Annotated in this window: 16 protein-coding genes; 3 read left to right on the forward strand and 13 right to left on the reverse strand. The window is 64.5% G+C overall.

What is annotated here, in order from left to right; all coding sequences use genetic code 11:
• Positions 1–9: 9 nt before the first annotated feature.
• The 8 genes from AC1DVR_RS00805 to AC1DVR_RS00840 form a co-directional block, all read right to left on the reverse strand.
• Entirely contained in the window at positions 10–654 is a 645-nt protein-coding gene (locus tag AC1DVR_RS00805) for an ANTAR domain-containing response regulator (RefSeq protein WP_477998613.1), read from the reverse strand.
• Positions 651–1856 carry a transporter substrate-binding domain-containing protein gene (locus AC1DVR_RS00810; RefSeq protein WP_477998614.1) on the reverse strand — a complete coding sequence of 402 codons (1206 nt, stop codon included), beginning with the start codon at positions 1854–1856 and terminating at the stop codon, positions 651–653. The genes AC1DVR_RS00805 and AC1DVR_RS00810 overlap by 4 nt, the downstream gene beginning before the upstream one ends.
• A 59-nt stretch (positions 1857–1915) precedes the next feature.
• The gene (locus AC1DVR_RS00815) at positions 1916–2458 is read right to left on the reverse strand and encodes a DUF1097 domain-containing protein (RefSeq protein WP_477998615.1); all 543 of its coding nucleotides are present in this window, start codon (positions 2456–2458) and stop codon (positions 1916–1918) included.
• Positions 2459–2614: 156 nt separating this feature from the next.
• Positions 2615–2800, reverse strand: a complete 186-nt coding sequence (locus AC1DVR_RS00820; RefSeq protein ID WP_477998616.1) for a CbtB domain-containing protein — start codon at positions 2798–2800, stop codon at positions 2615–2617.
• Between the two features lie 45 nt (positions 2801–2845).
• Positions 2846–3466, reverse strand: coding sequence for a nitrile hydratase subunit alpha (gene nthA / locus AC1DVR_RS00825; RefSeq protein WP_477998617.1), 621 nt, complete (start codon positions 3464–3466; stop codon positions 2846–2848).
• A gap of 74 nt (positions 3467–3540) precedes the next feature.
• Positions 3541–4215: a nitrile hydratase subunit beta gene (gene nthB, locus AC1DVR_RS00830; RefSeq protein WP_477998618.1), complete on the reverse strand. Its 675-nt coding sequence runs from the start codon at positions 4213–4215 to the stop codon at positions 3541–3543.
• A 361-nt stretch (positions 4216–4576) separates the two neighbouring features.
• A complete protein-coding gene (locus AC1DVR_RS00835; RefSeq protein WP_477998619.1) occupies positions 4577–5173 on the reverse strand; it encodes a response regulator transcription factor in 597 nt (198 codons plus the stop codon).
• On the reverse strand, positions 5170–7206 hold the full coding sequence (locus AC1DVR_RS00840) for a two-component system sensor histidine kinase NtrB (RefSeq protein ID WP_477998620.1): 2037 nt from the start codon (positions 7204–7206) through the stop codon (positions 5170–5172). The genes AC1DVR_RS00835 and AC1DVR_RS00840 overlap by 4 nt, the downstream gene beginning before the upstream one ends.
• 147 nt (positions 7207–7353) lie before the next feature.
• Here AC1DVR_RS00840 and AC1DVR_RS00845 point away from each other — a divergent pair, with 147 nt between their 5' ends.
• From AC1DVR_RS00845 to AC1DVR_RS00855, 3 genes are all read left to right on the forward strand, one after another.
• Positions 7354–8355, forward strand: a complete 1002-nt coding sequence (locus AC1DVR_RS00845; protein ID WP_477998621.1) for a TRAP transporter substrate-binding protein — start codon at positions 7354–7356, stop codon at positions 8353–8355.
• A gap of 75 nt (positions 8356–8430) precedes the next feature.
• Positions 8431–9084 (forward strand): TRAP transporter small permease, encoded by a 654-nt coding sequence (locus AC1DVR_RS00850; RefSeq protein WP_477998622.1) that lies wholly within the window; start codon positions 8431–8433, stop codon positions 9082–9084.
• 1 nt (position 9085) lies between these two features.
• Positions 9086–10411: a TRAP transporter large permease gene (locus AC1DVR_RS00855; RefSeq protein WP_477998623.1), complete on the forward strand. Its 1326-nt coding sequence runs from the start codon at positions 9086–9088 to the stop codon at positions 10409–10411.
• 56 nt (positions 10412–10467) lie between these two features.
• On the opposite strand, the gene AC1DVR_RS00860 is transcribed toward AC1DVR_RS00855, so the two are convergent.
• From AC1DVR_RS00860 to AC1DVR_RS00880, 5 genes are all read right to left on the reverse strand, one after another.
• Positions 10468–11616 carry a glycosyltransferase family protein gene (locus tag AC1DVR_RS00860; RefSeq protein WP_477998624.1) on the reverse strand — a complete coding sequence of 383 codons (1149 nt, stop codon included), beginning with the start codon at positions 11614–11616 and terminating at the stop codon, positions 10468–10470.
• Complete coding sequence (locus AC1DVR_RS00865) at positions 11613–12869, reverse strand: glycosyltransferase family 4 protein (RefSeq protein WP_477998625.1); 1257 nt, start codon at positions 12867–12869, stop codon at positions 11613–11615. The genes AC1DVR_RS00860 and AC1DVR_RS00865 overlap by 4 nt, the downstream gene beginning before the upstream one ends.
• Positions 12866–14077 carry a glycosyltransferase family protein gene (locus tag AC1DVR_RS00870; RefSeq protein ID WP_477998626.1) on the reverse strand — a complete coding sequence of 404 codons (1212 nt, stop codon included), beginning with the start codon at positions 14075–14077 and terminating at the stop codon, positions 12866–12868. The genes AC1DVR_RS00865 and AC1DVR_RS00870 overlap by 4 nt, the downstream gene beginning before the upstream one ends.
• Before the next feature lie 66 nt (positions 14078–14143).
• The gene (locus AC1DVR_RS00875) at positions 14144–15340 is read right to left on the reverse strand and encodes an ABC transporter permease (protein ID WP_477998627.1); all 1197 of its coding nucleotides are present in this window, start codon (positions 15338–15340) and stop codon (positions 14144–14146) included.
• A complete protein-coding gene (locus AC1DVR_RS00880; RefSeq protein ID WP_477998628.1) occupies positions 15337–16335 on the reverse strand; it encodes an ABC transporter permease in 999 nt (332 codons plus the stop codon). The genes AC1DVR_RS00875 and AC1DVR_RS00880 overlap by 4 nt, the downstream gene beginning before the upstream one ends.
• Position 16336 lies beyond the last annotated feature (1 nt).

Below are 16336 nucleotides of genomic sequence, written 5' to 3' on the forward strand. Positions count from 1 at the left end.
CCTTCATTCTCAATGCTTTGGTTCTGGAGTGCGGGGGCGCTTGGCCCCGGGTTTCGGCCGCCCGCTGTCGCGCAAGGGCACCAGCGTTCCGGCCTGGGCGATCTGGGCGCAGAGGGTCTCGACCGTGATCTGACGGTTCATCGCCTCGGAGCGCAAAAGCTCGTAGGCGGCTTCGGGGTCGATGCGCAGGCTGGCCTGCACCAGGTTGATGGCAATCAGAACCGAGGGGCGGGCTTTCATCCGCCGGTTCAGCTCTTCGATCCGGCCTTTCAACTCGGCCTTGTAGGCAAAGTCGTGGAAAGCAATGGCAAGTGCGCTGAAAATCCCGTTTACGCCCAAAGGCTTGACCAGATAAGCCGAAGGCATCTGCGCCAGCGCCCATTGGATGCGCCCCGGCGCTTCCGAGCCCATCAGCGCGATCAGCGGCACCGGCGCCTGCCCGGCAGGCCAGCCAAACAGCCCGTCATAGCCCCGGTCGGCGTCAAAGAAGATCAGATCGAAACCCGCGGCCGACACCGCCTCGACCGGCCAGCGCAGTTCGGCCTGCACGCCCAGGCGTTTGAGCTGTTCGCTCAACACCGTCATGTTGCCGCTCGGCGGGTGCAGGATCAGCACCCGGCAGCCAAGGAAGTTGTGCAGCGGGCGACGCGTCATTGCAGCACCCGTAACCTGGCGTGGAAGCTGGCATGGGGCGACCAGAGCGTGGTGGCCGCCTTCTTGCTGTCGATCAGCTGCAACGGGTCGAAGTCGACGAGATAGGGGTCGGGTCGCACCGGCGCGGGCGCCGCCTCCAGGATGTCGAACTGGCCGGTGGCGTTGGACAGGCCGATCGAGGGCGTCAGGTAGCAATGGTTGTTGTTGCCGTCGACCCAGATGCTGCCCTGGGGCGCGTCAAACTGCACGTCAAAGAGCGCGCGCTTGACCGGCTCGATCGCCTCCGACCCGGCGGCGTGCAGCGCCAGCGCCAAAAGGTGGCAGGCGTTGAAGGCGGCCTCGGCATCGGCAGAGGTCACCCATTCCGCCCCATAGCGCGCCTTGTAAGCGGCGATGAAGGCGCGGTTCTGTGGCGTGTCGCGCGACTGGAAATAGACGCTGGAGGCGATGTGCCCGCGCGCCGAAGCGGGGCTGAGGCGGGCCAGTTCAGGCTCGGACAGGGTGCTGCTGCAGACTGGCATCCTTTCCGGCGACAGGGCCGGATCCTCGCCCCGCGCCGCACACAGGACGCGCATGAAGGTCTCGCTCGACACGCCGATCAGCGAGCTGAAGATATAGGAGGGTTTCAGGCGGATGATCTCTTCCACGATGCCCGCGACATCTTCGGACCCGATCGGCAGGTAACGCTCGCTGATCACCGAACCGCCGCAAGCCGTGACGCTTTCGCGCAGGATCCGGTTGCTTTCCCAGCCCCAGATGTAGTTCGACCCGACGCAATAGGCCTGATCGCCGAAATGGCCGATCATGTAGGACATCAGGGGCACGATGTGCTGGTTGGGCGAGGCACCGGTGTAGATGACATTGGTGCAATGCTCGAACCCCTCGTAATGTGAGGGATACCACAACAGGCCATCGTATTTCTCGAAGACCGGGATCACCTCTTTCCGGCTTGAGGAGGTGTAGCAGCCGATCACATGGCGCAGGGTGCCGCTGCTCAGCAGGCCCTGGCAGATCGTGACATAGTCCTGCAGATCCCCCGCCGGGTTGCGGATCACCGGCACCAGTTCAAAATCGAAACGCGGGTCGGCGTTGACCTGCGACAGGGCAAGAAGCGCGCCGTTCTGCAGCTCTTGCCCGATGGCCGCATAGGGGCCCGAGGTTGAAAAGACGACACCGACATTGATCTGGCGCTTGGACGACATGGCATTCCTCGGACTGTACGGGGGGTGGGGCGGCGGGCCGGAACCCGCCGCGCCCTTGGTCAATGGGCTTCACGGGTCTGGCGCGGGCCGTTGCCGAACAGAAGGTCCGATCCCTTGGCCGAGGCGAAGGCAAAGCAGGCCCCCAGCACCATCGAGACCGGCACCACGATGTAGGAGCTGAGGAAACTGGCCGACAACAGCGCCTCGGCGGTGAAGCGGTCGGGCGTTTGCAAGAGATAGGCGAAGGTCGCGGCGTAACCAAAGGTCGTGCCCGGGATCGAGGCGAAAAGCGGGATGTTCGCCGCCAGGATGTAGAGCGCGATTGAGAGGGCCACGACCAGCGCAGGCCAGACCGATGGCCCGAAGACCGCGCCCAGCGGCACAGTGGCGATCACCACGGCGGTGGTCGAGGCGACGAAGACCCCGAAAGCGTTGCAAATCACCGTGGTGCGGAAGGCAGCAACATCGCCGCCGATCGCAACGAAACAGGCCCAGGCGACGAAGGCGGCCCAGATCAGGATGGTGCCGACGCTCAGAAACAGCCAGGTGGCGGCAAAGCCGCACAGGGCCACACTGATCGCCAGGGACGTAATTCTCGACATGTTGCTCTCCCTGTGGGTTGGGCGGCTGGCCCGAAGGCAGGCCTGTTTTCGCGTGACGGCAAAGCCGGGGCGGGGGCTGAAGGACCGTCCGCCGTGCGAGGTGAATGGATCAGATGGCCCCCCGCCTACGGCAAGGCGGGGGGCCCAGGGCGCGCCTCAGTGGCAGGGGAAACCGATGGCGTGCCTTGTGTCATGCGCGGCATTGTGGGCCAGCGAGGTATTGGCCAGACCGACGCCGAAGACGAAGACGCTGCCAACGGCAAACAGCGTCAGCGCCGATTTCAGGCGCTCCGACAGGGCGGCCGGTGCGGCGCGGTCGAGCGAGAGGGTTCCGTGAGACATGGGATTTCCTTTCTGATGCCCGGTCCGCAAGGGACCGGAGGGGGCTCAGTGAACGGTGACGACGTCGAGACCCTGCATGGCCTCGGTCGAGATGAGGTCGGCGAGCTTCTCCTCGCTCCAGCCCTCGGTGCCTTCGGGGCGCTGGGGAATGACGAAGAAGCGGATCTGCGCGCTGCTGTCCCAGATTTCGATCTTGGTTCCGGGGGCGAGGGTGACGCCGAATTCCTGAAGCACCTCGCGCGGTTCGCGCACGATGCGGGCGCGGAAGGCCGGGTCCTTGAACCAGTAGGGCGGCAGACCCAGAAGCGGCCAGGGCCAGCACGAGCACAGGGTGCAGGTCACGATGTGGTGGACCGATTTCGTCGATTCCACCGCCATCAGGTTCTCGCCCTCGATCCCGTCGCGGATGCCCAGCTCGGCGATGGCCGCGTTGCAGTTCTCCAGGAGGCGCGCCTTGAAGGCGGGGTCGACCCAGGCCTTGGCCACGACCTTGGCACCGTTGAACGGGCCCATCTCGGTGTCGAAGAAGTTGATGACGCGATCGACCGTGTCCTGGCCGATCAGGTTCTTTTCGCGGAACAGCGATTCCAGCGCCTTGGTGCGCGCCGCGTAATAGGATTCGGTTTCCCGCAGGTCGTGGTGATGCCCGTCATGATCGTCATGCATTTCAGATTTCCTTGGCTTTGGGTTTTAAGGCGAGGCGGGGGAGCTAATTCCGCGCGCCCGGATTTTTGCGGGGATCAGGCCGATTCCAGATAGGTCTCGAAGACTTCGCTATAAAGCGTGTCCTTGGTGTCCGGACGTTCGGGCCAGATATCGCGCGTCATGAATTTGACGCGGTAAATCGGTTGCGGGACGCTGATGGAATCGGTCGGCACCGCATCGGTGTAGAGCACGGCCTTGGGGTACACCTCGTCCACCACGCCAACCTTGTTGCGCAGATAGCCGATCAGGCGGGTGTGCACGGCCGAGGCGGGGTCGAGCACGCGGACCCGCTGGCCGACCTTGTAGACCGGGTTGATCGCCACATCGCGGTAGGGGTTGTCGCCGGTGTACATGTAGTCGACGACGGCCTGGGTGACCTTGGGATTGCCCTTGGCCGGCAGCGGCGCGTCGGGATTCTTCAAGTAATGCTCGGTCAGCGCGTCGAGCTCTTCCTTGTTGATGTAGTTGCGCTCGATCAGGAAGGCGCACATGCCGCCCAGCCATTTGATGTAGTAGCGGAATTTGAAGTAGTCCAAGGGGTTCATCCCCTCGGCCTTGACGCGCAGATGCGGCCAGGCCCAGATGCCGGTGCCCATCATGCACATGTGAACGCCGAACAGCCGCTTCTCCCAGTCCTGGACAAACACGCGCTTTTCGGTACTGACCGGACCTACATTTTCGAGGCCGCCCAAAAACTGTTGCAACTTCATCGTCGCCACTCCCCATTGAGCAAAAAAAAAGCCCTCGTGATCCAGCGGATCAAGAGAGCTACGTTGCCTGGCGCGATGTCTGCGCCTATTTTCAGGAGCATTCCAACTCCTGCCCTCATGGTGGGCATATTAAGACTTGCAGCGCAACAGGAAATTTCCGCTTGAAACGCGGCTTTGGCTTGAGGCGGGAATTTTGCCGGATTTGCGGGTTTTGCGCCCAATAATTGCGCAGCTTCCACATGCAGCCAAGGCCCGGCGCGGGTTTGCACAGGGTTTTGCCGGGGTGCCGTGCCGTCCGCCCCGCTTGGAACCCAAGCCTGCCCAGGGCTTGATTCGCCCCGGGCTTTGGCGGCGCGCGCGATCAGCCCTCGTTCAGGATCGCGGCCAGTTCGGCGATGTTGCGCACCTGCATCTTGGCCATCACCCGGCTGCGGTGGACCTCGACGGTACGCATGGCGATGCCCAGGCTGTCGCTGATCTGCTTGTTCAACAGGCCCTGCAGGATCAGCCGCATCACCTCGGCCTCGCGCGGCGACAGCGAGGCGAGGCGCATCTCGACCTCTTGCCGTTGGCCGGATTTGCGCATCCTGTCGGCATGGGCGGCCATTGCGTTCAGCGCGACATCGACGATCTGGTTGTCGTTGAAGGGCTTTTCGATGAAGTCGAAAGCCCCGGCCTTCAGCGCCTGCACCGCCACCGGCACATCGGCGTGGCCGGTCAGAAAGATGACCGGCGTCTTCGACCCGGCGGCGATCAGGCGGTCAAAGACCTCGGGGCCGGAGAGGCCCGCCATCCGCACATCCAGGATAAGGCAGGCGCAGTCGGCCTGCGGCCAGGCGGCCAGAAAATCCTCGCCCGAGGGCCAGCCACGGGCCGCGATGCCCCGCGAAGCGAAAAGAAAGCCCAAGGCGTCGCGGATCGTCTCTTCGTCATCGACGATATGCACGGTTCCGGTCATTCCGCAGCCCTTTCCGAGAGTGTCTGGCCTTCCGGCAGCACGACGCTGAACACCGTGCCGCTGGTCGGGCCGGCGCGGTGCGTCAGCTGCCCGCGGTGCAGTTCGATGATCGAGCGGCAGATGTTCAACCCCATCCCCATCCCCTCGGCCTTGGAAGAGGTGAAGGCGTCGAACAGCCGGTCGCGGATCTCTGGCGCGATGCCGGGGCCCTGGTCGGCCACTTCGATGACGGCCTTGCCATCGGGGCCAGAAAACAGGCTGACGGTCAGCTGGTCACCCCGGCGTGGGGCGGTAGCCATCGCCTCCATCCCGTTGCGGATCAGGTTGATCAGCACCTGTTCCAGAAGGATGCGGTCGGCCATCACCGGGCCGACCTCGGCCAGATCGGCCACCAGACGCACCCGGTTCTCGCGCGCATCGGCGGCGAGAAAGCCGAGCGTCTCATGCACCACATCGGCCAGCTGCACGGGTGAAAACCGCGGCTCGCGCTTTTTGACGAAATCCTGGATGCCGCGGATGATCTGCCCGGCACGGCGAGCCTGGATCTGCATCTTCTCAAAGGCCTGACGCAACAGGCCCATGTCGGGCCTTTCCTGCTGCATCAGGTTCATGCCGCCCGCCGCATAGCTCGCAATCGCCGAGAGGGGCTGGTTCAGCTCATGCGCCAGGGTCGAGGCCATCTCGCCCAGGGTCACCAGCCGCCCGGTGCGGGCCAGGCTTTCATCCTGCGCCCGGGCCAGCCGCGCAGCCCTTTTGGTTTCGGTGATGTCGATGACCGAGCCCATCCAGCCCCGGTGCTTGCCCTGCGCGTCGATCAGCGGCGCCTCGTAGACCTGCACGTCGATATCGGCGCCGTCGCGGCGGCGAAAGCGCGTCTCGAAAGCCTGAGGCTCGGCCCCGCCGGCGTTCAACGCGCGTTGGCGGGCCAGCGTTTCCTCCAGCCGGTCGGGCGACCAATAGGGCATCGGCATCGCGCGGCCGACCAGATCGGCAGCGGACCAGCCGACCAGATTGCAGAAGGCCGAGTTGACGTAAAGGATCCGCCCGTCGTGGTCCTTGGCGCGCAGGCCAACGGTCAGGCTGTCTTCCATGCTGCGGCGAAAGGCCATCTCGCCGCGCAGGCGCAGCTCGGCATGGCGGCGGCGGCTGGCGTTGCGGTAAAGCGCCAGCAGCGCCATGATGGCAAAGGCGGCGAGGCCGACAATCGTGGCCACGATCAGCGTGTTGGCGAATGCGGCGGGGGCGGCATAGGGCGCGATGCTGAGCACGCTGCCGCGCAGGGGCGGATCGAAGCTGATGCTGTGGCCTGCCACCCCGGGGTCGGGCGGGCGCTGGGCACGTTCGGCCAGGATGCGGTCATCCTCGCCCATCAGGCGGACGGCATATTGCTCGGTGATCCACCAGGGGATGTGGCGTTCCAGAAGCAGCGGCAGCGAGATCGTCACCGCCACCAGCACGCCATTTTCCTGCGGGCGGATGGCGAAGGTGACGTGATCTTCGGCAATCTTGCCATAGACCGGCCGGGTCGAGATCACGCCCTTGCCCATCATCTGCGCCACGAGCTGCGGATCCGTCGGGGCGGAGCGCCCGGGCACCGCGTGGGTCATCCGGCCCTGTGCGTCGAACCAGACGACCGAGACCACCTCGGGGTTTCCAGCGACATGCAGGCGGGCGCGGGTTTCGGACAGGTCGCGCGCGGTGCCGCCGATTTCATCCAGCGCCATGCGGATCGCCATGTCCTCGTCCACCGCCAGCTGAAAGCGCAGGGTCTGTTCGACCCAGAGCGCGTCGGTGGCCAGCTTGGTGCTGGCGCGTTCGGCATCGGTGCGGTTGACCAGCCAGACCAGCGTGCCGACCAGCACCAGGAGCGCCACGATGGCCACCAGCGGGATCACCGACAGAAGATCAATGCGGCGCGGCTGCGACAGGGCATTGACCGCCCAAGGGTCATCGCCCGGACGTTCGGCCCCCGGCGAAACGGGGGCTTGCCTGCTGCTTGCGCCGGTATCCTCCCCCGGCTCCCCCCTGGTCACGCGGCTGTCCCTCCTGACAGTGCGGCGGGCTCTCTTCGGCCCTTTCCGCCTCAAGCCTATTGCGGAAACCCACAATAGCGAAAGGGAAAGATTGCTGGCAATGAGATAGGCAATCTGCCGGGAGGGCAGAGTTTGGAGGAGAACACCATGTTGACACGCCGCCTTTTGGGCCGCCTTGCCGCAGCCACCGCCCTGTCTCTGACCTTCGCCGTGCCGGCCTTTGCCGAGCCGATCGTCATCAAGTTCAGCCATGTCGTCGCCCCCGATACCCCCAAGGGCAAGGGCGCCGCGAAGTTCGCCGAACTGGCCGACCAATACACCAAGGGTGCCGTCAAGGTTGAGGTCTATCCCAACAGCCAGCTCTACAAGGACAAGGAAGAGCTCGAGGCCCTGCAGCTGGGCGCTGTCCAGATGCTCGCCCCCTCGCTCGCCAAGTTCGGCCCGCTCGGCGCGCAGGAATTCGAAGTTTTCGACCTGCCCTATATGTTCTCGGGCTATGACGCCTTGCACAAGGTCACCCAGGGTCCGGTCGGCAAGGAGCTTCTGGGCAAGCTGCAGGACAAGGGCATCACCGGTCTGGCCTTCTGGGACAACGGCTTCAAGATCATGTCGGCCAACAGCCCGATCAACACGCCCGACGACTTCCTGGGCCTGAAGATGCGCATCCAGTCCTCCAAGGTGCTGGAGGCCGAGATGAACGCGCTGGGCGCCGTGCCGCAGGTCATGGCCTTCTCGGAGGTCTATCAGGCGCTGCAGACCGGGGTTGTCGATGGCGCGGAAAACCCACCGTCGAACATGTATACCCAGAAGATGAACGAGGTGCAGAAATACGCCACGATCTCCAACCACGGTTACCTGGGCTATGCGGTCATCGTGAACAAGAAGTTCTGGGATGACCTGACCCCGGAAATCCGCGCCGAGCTGGAAAAGGCGATGGATGAGGCAACCGTCTATGCCAATGGCATCGCCAAGGAAGAGAACGACAAGGCCCTAGCCGCGATGAAGGCCGCCGGCACGACCGAGTTCCACGAGCTTTCGCCGGAAGAGCTGGCCAAGTGGAAAGAGGCGCTTGCCCCGGTGACCGAAGAGATGACCAGCCGGATCGGTGCTGACACGATTGCCGCCGTCAAGGCCGCTGCGGGCGAATAAGCCCACCCGGGGCGCCCTGGCGGTCACCGCCGGGGCTGCCCCACCCCCATCCCCCCAWTCGCCACGAGGTGTGCCATGTTGCGCTTGCTCGACCGGCTGGAAGAAGTCCTGATCGCCTCGCTCATCGCGGTGGCGACGCTTCTGATATTCCTGTCCGTCACCCACCGTTATTCCTTAGGCCTTCTGGCCGACCTTGTCGGCTTCACCAAAAGCCACGGCTGGCTCGGCCTGTCGGCCAGTGTCAAATCGGCCTATTTCGGGCTGCGTTCGGTCAACCTGGTCTGGGCGCAGGAGCTGACCATCGTCCTCTTCGTCTGGATGGCCAAGTTCGGCGCGGCTTACGGGGTGCGCACCGGCATCCACGTCGGCATCGATGTGGTGATCAACCGGCTGGAGCCGCGCAAGCGGGCGGGCTTCGTGATGTTCGGCCTGCTGGCCGGGATCACCTTCACCGGCATCATCGCGGCGCTGGGGGCGAATTTCGTCTGGGACATGTATCACGGCTCGGCCACCTCGCCCGATCTGGAGGTGCCGATGTGGATCATCTACCTCGCTATCCCGCTTGGCTCCTCCTTGATGTGCTTCCGCTTCCTCCAGGTGGCCGTGGCCTTCGCCCGCACCGGAGAGTTGCCGCATCACGACCATGGCCATGTCGACGGGTTGGACGAAGTGGGCGATGCGATCACCGACAGCGACCTGACCCCGCATACCCCCGGAAAGGACCGCTGAAATGGACGCTTTGCTGATTTTTGGCGGGCTGATTGCCCTGATGCTGACCGGCATGCCGATCTCCATCGCGCTGGGTCTGACGGTTCTGGTCTTCCTCTTCACCATGACCACCGTACCCATCGACACCGTGGCGCTGAAACTCTTCACCGGCATCGAGAAGTTCGAGATCATGGCGATCCCCTTCTTCATCCTCGCCGGCAACTTCCTCACCCATGGCGGTGTCGCCAAGCGGATGATCAACTTTGCCACGGCCATGGTCGGCCATTGGCATGGCGGTCTGGGTTTGGCCGGGGTCATCGCCTGTGCCCTGTTCGCCGCCGTGTCGGGGTCTTCGCCGGCAACGGTCGTGGCCATCGGTTCGGTCATCCTGCCTGCCATGGTGGCGCAGGGCTTCCCCAAGCAGTTCGGCGCCGGTGTCATCACCACCTCGGGCGCGCTGGGCATCCTGATCCCGCCGTCCATCGTGATGGTGATGTATGCAGTGGCGACCTCGGGCATGCAGGTCACCGGACCCGACGGCCAGATCGTCGACTCCGCCTCGGTCGGTGAGCTCTTCATGGCCGGCGTGATCCCGGGCCTGCTGCTGGCTGGCTTCCTCGCCTTCACCACCTGGAACCGCGCCCGCAAGTTCGGCTTCCCGCGCCTGCCGAAAGCCAACTTCGCCCAACGCTGGACGGCCTTCCGCGAGGCGATCTGGGGCCTGTTGCTGATCGTCGTTGTCATCGGCGGTATCTACACCGGCATCTTCACCCCGACCGAAGCCGCCGCGATGAGCGCCGTCTACGCCTTCGTCATCGCCGTCTTCGTCTACAAGGACCTGAAACTGTCCGACGTGCGCCGGGTGCTGCTGCAATCGGCCAACATGTCGGCGATGCTCTTGTACATCATCACCAATGCGATGCTGTTCAGCTTCCTGATGGCGCATGAGAACATCCCGCAAGCCCTGGGCGAGTGGATGGTCAACGCGGGCCTGTCGTGGTGGATGTTCCTGATCGCGGTCAACATCATCCTGCTGGTGGCCGGCAACTTCATGGAGCCCTCCTCCATCGTCCTCATCATGGCGCCGATCCTGTTCCCGGTGGCGGTGAAGCTCGGCATCGACCCCGTCCACTTCGGCATCATGATCGTGGTCAACATGGAGGTGGGCATGTGCCACCCGCCGGTCGGCCTGAACCTCTACGTTGCCTCGGGCATCACCAAGATGGGGATCACCGAGCTGACCGTGGCGGTCTGGCCCTGGCTCTTGAGCATGCTGATCTTCCTCGTGCTGATCACCTATGTCCCGGCCATCTCCCTCTTCCTGCCGCATCTTCTGGGCATGCACTGAGGCTCATTGCCTGCAACGAACCCGGGCGCGGCAGCACTGCCGCGCCCGAAGTCATTTCAGGCGGTGCGGGATTTCAGCAGGTCGCGCAGGATCACCGCACTTTGCGCCGCACCATCGACGCGGATCTGCAGCGCCTGGCGCGGAAGTGGGCGGGCGATTTCGTTCCGGATCGCCTCGGCCAAGGTCGCGGCGGTCAGGTCGGCTTCGGGGATGCTCCTCGTGCGGCCAATCGCCTCCAGCTTTTCGGCGCGGTCGCTTTGTTCCGTCTCGCCATCGGCGGCATAGGGCACCAAGAGGGCATGGCACCCCGCCATCAGGATATCGGCCACCGTGTTATACCCGGCCTGCGAGACGGACAGCCGTACCCCCCGCATCAGACTGGCCAGATCGCGGCGAAACCGGGTGAGGGTGACGTTGGAGGAAAGGTCCGCCGCCATCGCATCATAATCGGCCTGCGGCAGGTTCGGCCCGGTAATCACGCACCAGCGCTGCAACTCCGGCAGAAGCCGCGCCGCGCCAAGCGCCGCCGTGATCAGCCCGCGCCCCGCAGCCCCGCCGCCCGCCGAGACCAGCACGTCAAACTGTTCCGAAGGTTCGGGTGGCGCCGGCGGGCAGACGAGGCCGCTGTAGCTGACCTTGTCGACGATCTGGTCGGCCAGCGCGAAACTGTCGCCCAAGGCCGCGAAGGAGGGGTCGCCATGCACAAGAACCCGGTCAAAGGCGCGGCGGACCAGCGCCACTGTCTCCTCATCCCGCCCGGGCTTGCTGCGCCTTTGCAGGATGTCGCGGACGGAAGACACCAGAACCGGGCGCGGCGTGGTGGCCTCGATGGCCTCGATCAGCGGCAGCAGTTCGAAGCGCACCTGCCTGCGGCCAAAGGGAAAGGCCTCCAGCATGACGATATCGGGTTTGGCGTCGCGATACGCCCGCAAAAGCATGTCCCGGCGGGCGTCCAGATAGGCCGCATCGGCGGGGGCGCCGGTTTCGGTCATGAGGCCGGCGAAGGCGCCATCGGCCACGGCAATCGGCGGCAGGGCGATATGGGGAATGCCGGGCGAGGGGAAGCCCGGCACCGGCAAGCCGCCGGTCACGAGCGTGACGGTAAAGCCCTCGGCGATCAGCGCCTGTGCGACGCGGCTGGCGCGGGCCAGATGGCCGATGCCCAGAAGGTGCTGGACATAGAAGAACACCGAGGGAGAGGTCATGCTTTGATGCCTTCTGACGCGAAAAGATCGACCAGTTGGGCGATGCTGTGGTGATAATCCATCGTGCCGCGCACCCGCGCCTCGGCCGCCGCGCCATAGGTATGGCGCAGGGCGGGGGAGGTGATGGCCGTCTGCAAGGCTGTGGCAAAGGCTTCCGGGTCGTCGGGCGGGGTCAGCCAGCCGTTTTCGCCAGAGGTGAACAGTTCCGGGATGCCGGAAATGGCGGTGCTGACGCAGACAAGGCCCTGGCTCGCCGCCTCGACCAGCACATTGGGCAAGCCATCGCGGTCGCCATCCTCGGTGATCCGGCAGGCCAGCGCGAAGAGGTCGGACTGGCGATAGGCCGCCAGAACCTCGGATTGTTCGACAGCACCCTGCCAGGTCACACGATCGGCGATGCCCAGATCCTCGGCCAGCTTTTGCAGCGTCTCACGCTCGGCCCCGCCGCCGAGATGGGTAAAGCGCCAGTGCAGGCTCTGCGGCAGCAAGGCCAGCGCGCGCAGCAGGATGTCATAGCCCTTCTTCGGCACCGCCCGCCCGACGCTGACAATCCGCACCGGTTGGGCGGGATCGCTGCCATCGCGGGCCGGGCGAGCGTCCGTGAAGGGCGGAAAGCGTTCGAGGTTGAGGCCGTGGTAGCTCAGATGCACCCGGGTCGGGTCTTGCGCCAGCGTTTGCAAGTGATCATGCCCCGAGGCGGTGCAGGTCACGGCCCAGCGGGCGCGCCCCAGCTTGGCCGAAAGCTCCCAATCCGGGGAGGTCCAGATGTCCTTGGCATGGGCGGAAACGGTCCAGCCCATCCCCATGATCCGCGCCGCATAATCCGCCACGGAAGCCGGCGTGTGGATGAAATGCGCATGCAGCCAGACCCCGCCCGCCGGCCATTCGCCCACCAGCACTGCGGCCTGACCAAAGCGGCGCAGGCGGTTCGGGCTCGGGTCGCGCAGAAGGTCGCCCAGAAAGCCGCGCAGCGTGGGCCAGAAGCCGGGGCGCCGCAGTGCCGCCCACAGCCCGCGCAGCACGCGCAGGGGTTCCTGATACAGATATTCCGGCAGATAGAGCAGATCAGCCGCGATCTCGTCATTCACGGCATGGCGCTTCTTGTCGGTCGGGTGGCGGAGCGAGACGATCACCAGCTCCAGCCCCGCCAGCTCCAGCCCACGCAGTTCCTGGGCGATGAAGGTTTCCGACAGGCGGGGATAGCCTTTGACGACGACGACAAGCCGGGGCCGGGGGGCCGCAGCCGCGCTCACTTTACCAACCGGAGATTTCCAATCCGTTCGGCGCGGGCGCGCAGATCGTCGCCCACCAGCCGCGAGATATTGGTGAGACCCTCCAGCTGCAGCCCGGGGGCGGCATCGGACGGCCGTTTGCGCCGCGGCAAGGCGCGCAGGGCGGCGGCCATGCGGGCGGGGTCGGCGGCCTCTTCCGGCAGAAGCATCTCGATCATGCCGAGTTCGGCGGCGCGGGTGGCGCGCAACAGCTGTTCTTCGCGCGGCATGGTGCGCGGCACGATCAGGGCGGGTTTGTCGAAAGACAGGATCTCGCAATAGGTGTTGTAGCCGCCCATCGCCACCACCCCGGACGAGCCTGCGATCAGCTCCTCCATCCTTGTGTCGAATTCGATCACCTCGACCTGGGGGATGGCCTCGCCCTTGCGCAGGAATTCGGCCCTTTGCTCGGCGGGCATATAGGGGCCAAGGACGACAAGGGATTTCTGTTCCAGCGTGGGGTCATGCTGATAGGCGTTCAGCACGTCGTCGATCAGTTCGGCGCCATCGCCGCCACCGCCGGTGGTGACCAGAAGATAGTCGCTGTCGCGGCGCTGGGTCGAAAGCTTCTCCTGCGCCGAGCGGCGTTGCAGGAAGCCCACGAATTCCATCCGGTCGCGCACCGATTGCGGCACGTCCAGCCCGGAGAGCGGGTCGTAAAAGTCGGGCGGACCATAGACCCAGATGTGATCATACATCCGGTCGATCTTGTTCATCACATCGTTGCGCTTCCATTCCGCATCCAGCAGGCGCGGCGCGTCCATCACCTCGCGCAGGCCCAGAACCAGCGTGGTGCCGCGCGCTTTCAGGAAAGCCAGAGTCTCTTCGATCTCGCCGCGCAGGCCCATCGGCTCCTTGTCGACGATGAAGATGTCGGGCTCGAACGTCTCGGCGGTATGGCGGATGATCGAGCGGCGCATCTTGATCGTGTCCTGCACGTCGATATGTTCGGACAGCGAGGTATATTCGCCATTGCGCAGCTTGATCACGCTGGGGATTTTCACGAAGTCGACCCGGGCGCGGTAGTCGAAAGCCCCGGCGATCTGCGAGCCGGAGATGATCAGCACCATCAGGCCGCTGTATTCCTGCACCAGCGCATGGGCGATGGTCCGGCAGCGCCGCAGATGCCCCAGCCCGAAGGTGTCGTGGCTGTACATCAGGATCCGTGCGTTATCCAACGGGTGCTTCATTCACTCTTCCTCGGTCCGGACGGCTGAAGGTCGCCAGCCAATATCGCTAACATGGGTTGAAGTCACTCATGTATAAGGGTCGGCGGCATCGCGTAGCCCGTCCCCCAGGAAATTGAAAGCCAGGATCACCGCGATCACAGGAATGACAGGAAACATCAACCAGGGGTAAAGGGCTATGATGTTGACGCTGCGCGCCTCGGTCAGCAGGATGCCCCAGCTGGAGATGGGGGCGCGCAGGCCAAGCCCCAGGAAACTCAGCGCGGTTTCCCCCAGGATCATCCCCGGAATGGTCAGCGTGGCCGAGGCGATCAGGTGCGACATGAAGCCGGGGATCATGTGGCGCCGGATGATCCGGGCGCTGCCCGCCCCCATCAGCCGCGCGGCCAGGACGTAATCCTCCTCGCGCAGCGCCAGGAGTTTCGAGCGTACCCCGCGCGCCAGGCCGGTCCAGTCCAAGAGGCCGAGGATCAGCGTGATGCCGACATAGACGAGGATCGGGCTCCAGGTCACCGGGATGATCGCGGCCAGGGCCATCCAGAGCGGGATCGAGGGGATGGATTGCAGAACCTCGATCACCCGCTGGGTGATCGCGTCAAACCAGCCGCCATGATAGCCCGCCAGGCCGCCGATCACGATGCCCAGGATGAAGCTCATCGCCACGCCGAAGATGCCGATGGTCAGCGAGATGCGGGCGCCATAGATCATCCGCGACAGAACATCACGGCCCAGCCGGTCGGTGCCCAGAAGGAAGAACTGGCCATCCTTGGCCGGGCAGACCAGATGCAGGCTGGCCGGGATCATGCCCCAGAACTTGTAGGCGTCGCCCTGGCAGAAGAAGCGCAGCTTCTGCACATCCGCGGTGTTGTCGGTGTAGACCCGTTGCAGCGAGACCATATCCAGCGTCTGGCTGCGGCCATAGACGAAGGGGCCGACGAAGGCGCCATCGTGGAACAGGTGCACGGCCTGTGGCGGGGCATAGATAAAGTCGATGTTGCGGGCCTGCTGGCTGTAGGGGGCCAGGATCTCGCTGATCAGGATCGAGGCATACATCACCAGAAGGAAGATGCCGCAGGCCAAGGCCACCCTGTGCTTGCGGAACTGCCACCACATCAGGCGCAGCTGCGAAGCCTCGGACATCTTGCTTTTCGCCACGGCGGCGTTTTCCGCCTCGTTCGGGTCAAACGGCGCGTCCGAGACGAAATGCTCCATCGGCGCGCCGGGCGCGGGCAGGGAAGAGGGTTTGTCCAGCATGTCACCACTCATCGCGAGCTTCCTTTGCCCAATCGGATCCGCGGGTCCAGCATCGTCAGCGCGATATCCGAGACCAGAACCCCGATCACGGTCAGGAAGGCCAGGAACATCAGGAACGACCCCGCCAGATACATGTCCTGACTTTGCAGCGCGCGGATCAGCATCGGGCCCGTGGTCTCCAGCGAGAGAACGATGGCCGTGACCTCGGCGCCCGAGATCATCGCCGGCAGGATGGACCCGATGTCAGAGATGAAGAAGTTCAAGGCCATCCGCAGCGGGTATTTCACCAGAACCTTGAAGGGATGCAGGCCCTTGGACCGCGCCGTGACGACATATTGCTTGTGCAGCTCGTCCAGCAGGTTGGCGCGCAGCCGCCGCACCATCGCCGCCGTACCCGAAGTGCCGATGATCACCACCGGAATCCAGATATGCGACATGATGGAGGTGAACTTGGGCCAGCTCATCGGTTCGTTGAGGTACTGGGTATCCATCATGTTGCCGATCGACACGCCGAACCAGATATTGGCGAAATACATCATCACCAAAGCCAGCATGAAGTTCGGCACCGCGATGCCGATCAGCCCGAGGAAGGTCAGCCCGTAATCGCCCCAGCTGTACTTGTGGGTCGCCGAATAGATGCCGATCGGAAAGGCCACGATCCAGGTGAAGAGGATCGTGACAGTGGACAAAAGCACGGTCAGCCACAGCCGGTCGCCCACCACCTCGTTCACCGGCATCCGGTATTCGAAGGAATAACCGAAGTCGCCCTTCAGCATGCCGCCGACCCACCAGAAATAGCGGACCACTTCGGGCTGATCGAAGCCATAGCGTTGGCGCAGCATGTCGATTTCGGCCAGGTCGGCGGTTTCGCCCAGGGCGCGCAGTTCCGAGACATAGCTTTCGAAATAGTCGCCCGGCGGCAGTTCGATGATGAAGAACACCAGAACCGAGATCAGGAACAGCGTCGGGATCATCGCCAGGGTACGCAGCAGGACGTAGCGGATCATG

The organism is Rhodobacter sp. P2_H5 (genome assembly GCF_056403335.1).

Excerpts from the sequence above, each read along its gene's own strand:
- AC1DVR_RS00805 (WP_477998613.1), bottom strand. The coding sequence starts at position 654 with ATGACGCGTCGCCCGCTGCACAACTTCCTTGGCTGCCGGGTGCTGATC.
- AC1DVR_RS00810 (WP_477998614.1), bottom strand. The coding sequence starts at position 1,856 with ATGTCGTCCAAGCGCCAGATCAATGTCGGTGTCGTCTTTTCAACCTCG.
- AC1DVR_RS00815 (WP_477998615.1), bottom strand. The coding sequence starts at position 2,458 with ATGTCGAGAATTACGTCCCTGGCGATCAGTGTGGCCCTGTGCGGCTTT.
- AC1DVR_RS00820 (WP_477998616.1), bottom strand. The coding sequence starts at position 2,800 with ATGTCTCACGGAACCCTCTCGCTCGACCGCGCCGCACCGGCCGCCCTG.
- nthA (WP_477998617.1), bottom strand. The coding sequence starts at position 3,466 with ATGCATGACGATCATGACGGGCATCACCACGACCTGCGGGAAACCGAA.
- nthB (WP_477998618.1), bottom strand. The coding sequence starts at position 4,215 with ATGAAGTTGCAACAGTTTTTGGGCGGCCTCGAAAATGTAGGTCCGGTC.
- AC1DVR_RS00835 (WP_477998619.1), bottom strand. The coding sequence starts at position 5,173 with ATGACCGGAACCGTGCATATCGTCGATGACGAAGAGACGATCCGCGAC.
- AC1DVR_RS00845 (WP_477998621.1), top strand. The coding sequence starts at position 7,354 with ATGTTGACACGCCGCCTTTTGGGCCGCCTTGCCGCAGCCACCGCCCTG.
- AC1DVR_RS00850 (WP_477998622.1), top strand. The coding sequence starts at position 8,431 with ATGTTGCGCTTGCTCGACCGGCTGGAAGAAGTCCTGATCGCCTCGCTC.
- AC1DVR_RS00855 (WP_477998623.1), top strand. The coding sequence starts at position 9,086 with ATGGACGCTTTGCTGATTTTTGGCGGGCTGATTGCCCTGATGCTGACC.
- AC1DVR_RS00860 (WP_477998624.1), bottom strand. The coding sequence starts at position 11,616 with ATGACCTCTCCCTCGGTGTTCTTCTATGTCCAGCACCTTCTGGGCATC.
- AC1DVR_RS00870 (WP_477998626.1), bottom strand. The coding sequence starts at position 14,077 with ATGAAGCACCCGTTGGATAACGCACGGATCCTGATGTACAGCCACGAC.
- AC1DVR_RS00875 (WP_477998627.1), bottom strand. The coding sequence starts at position 15,340 with ATGAGTGGTGACATGCTGGACAAACCCTCTTCCCTGCCCGCGCCCGGC.
- AC1DVR_RS00880 (WP_477998628.1), bottom strand. The coding sequence starts at position 16,335 with ATGATCCGCTACGTCCTGCTGCGTACCCTGGCGATGATCCCGACGCTG.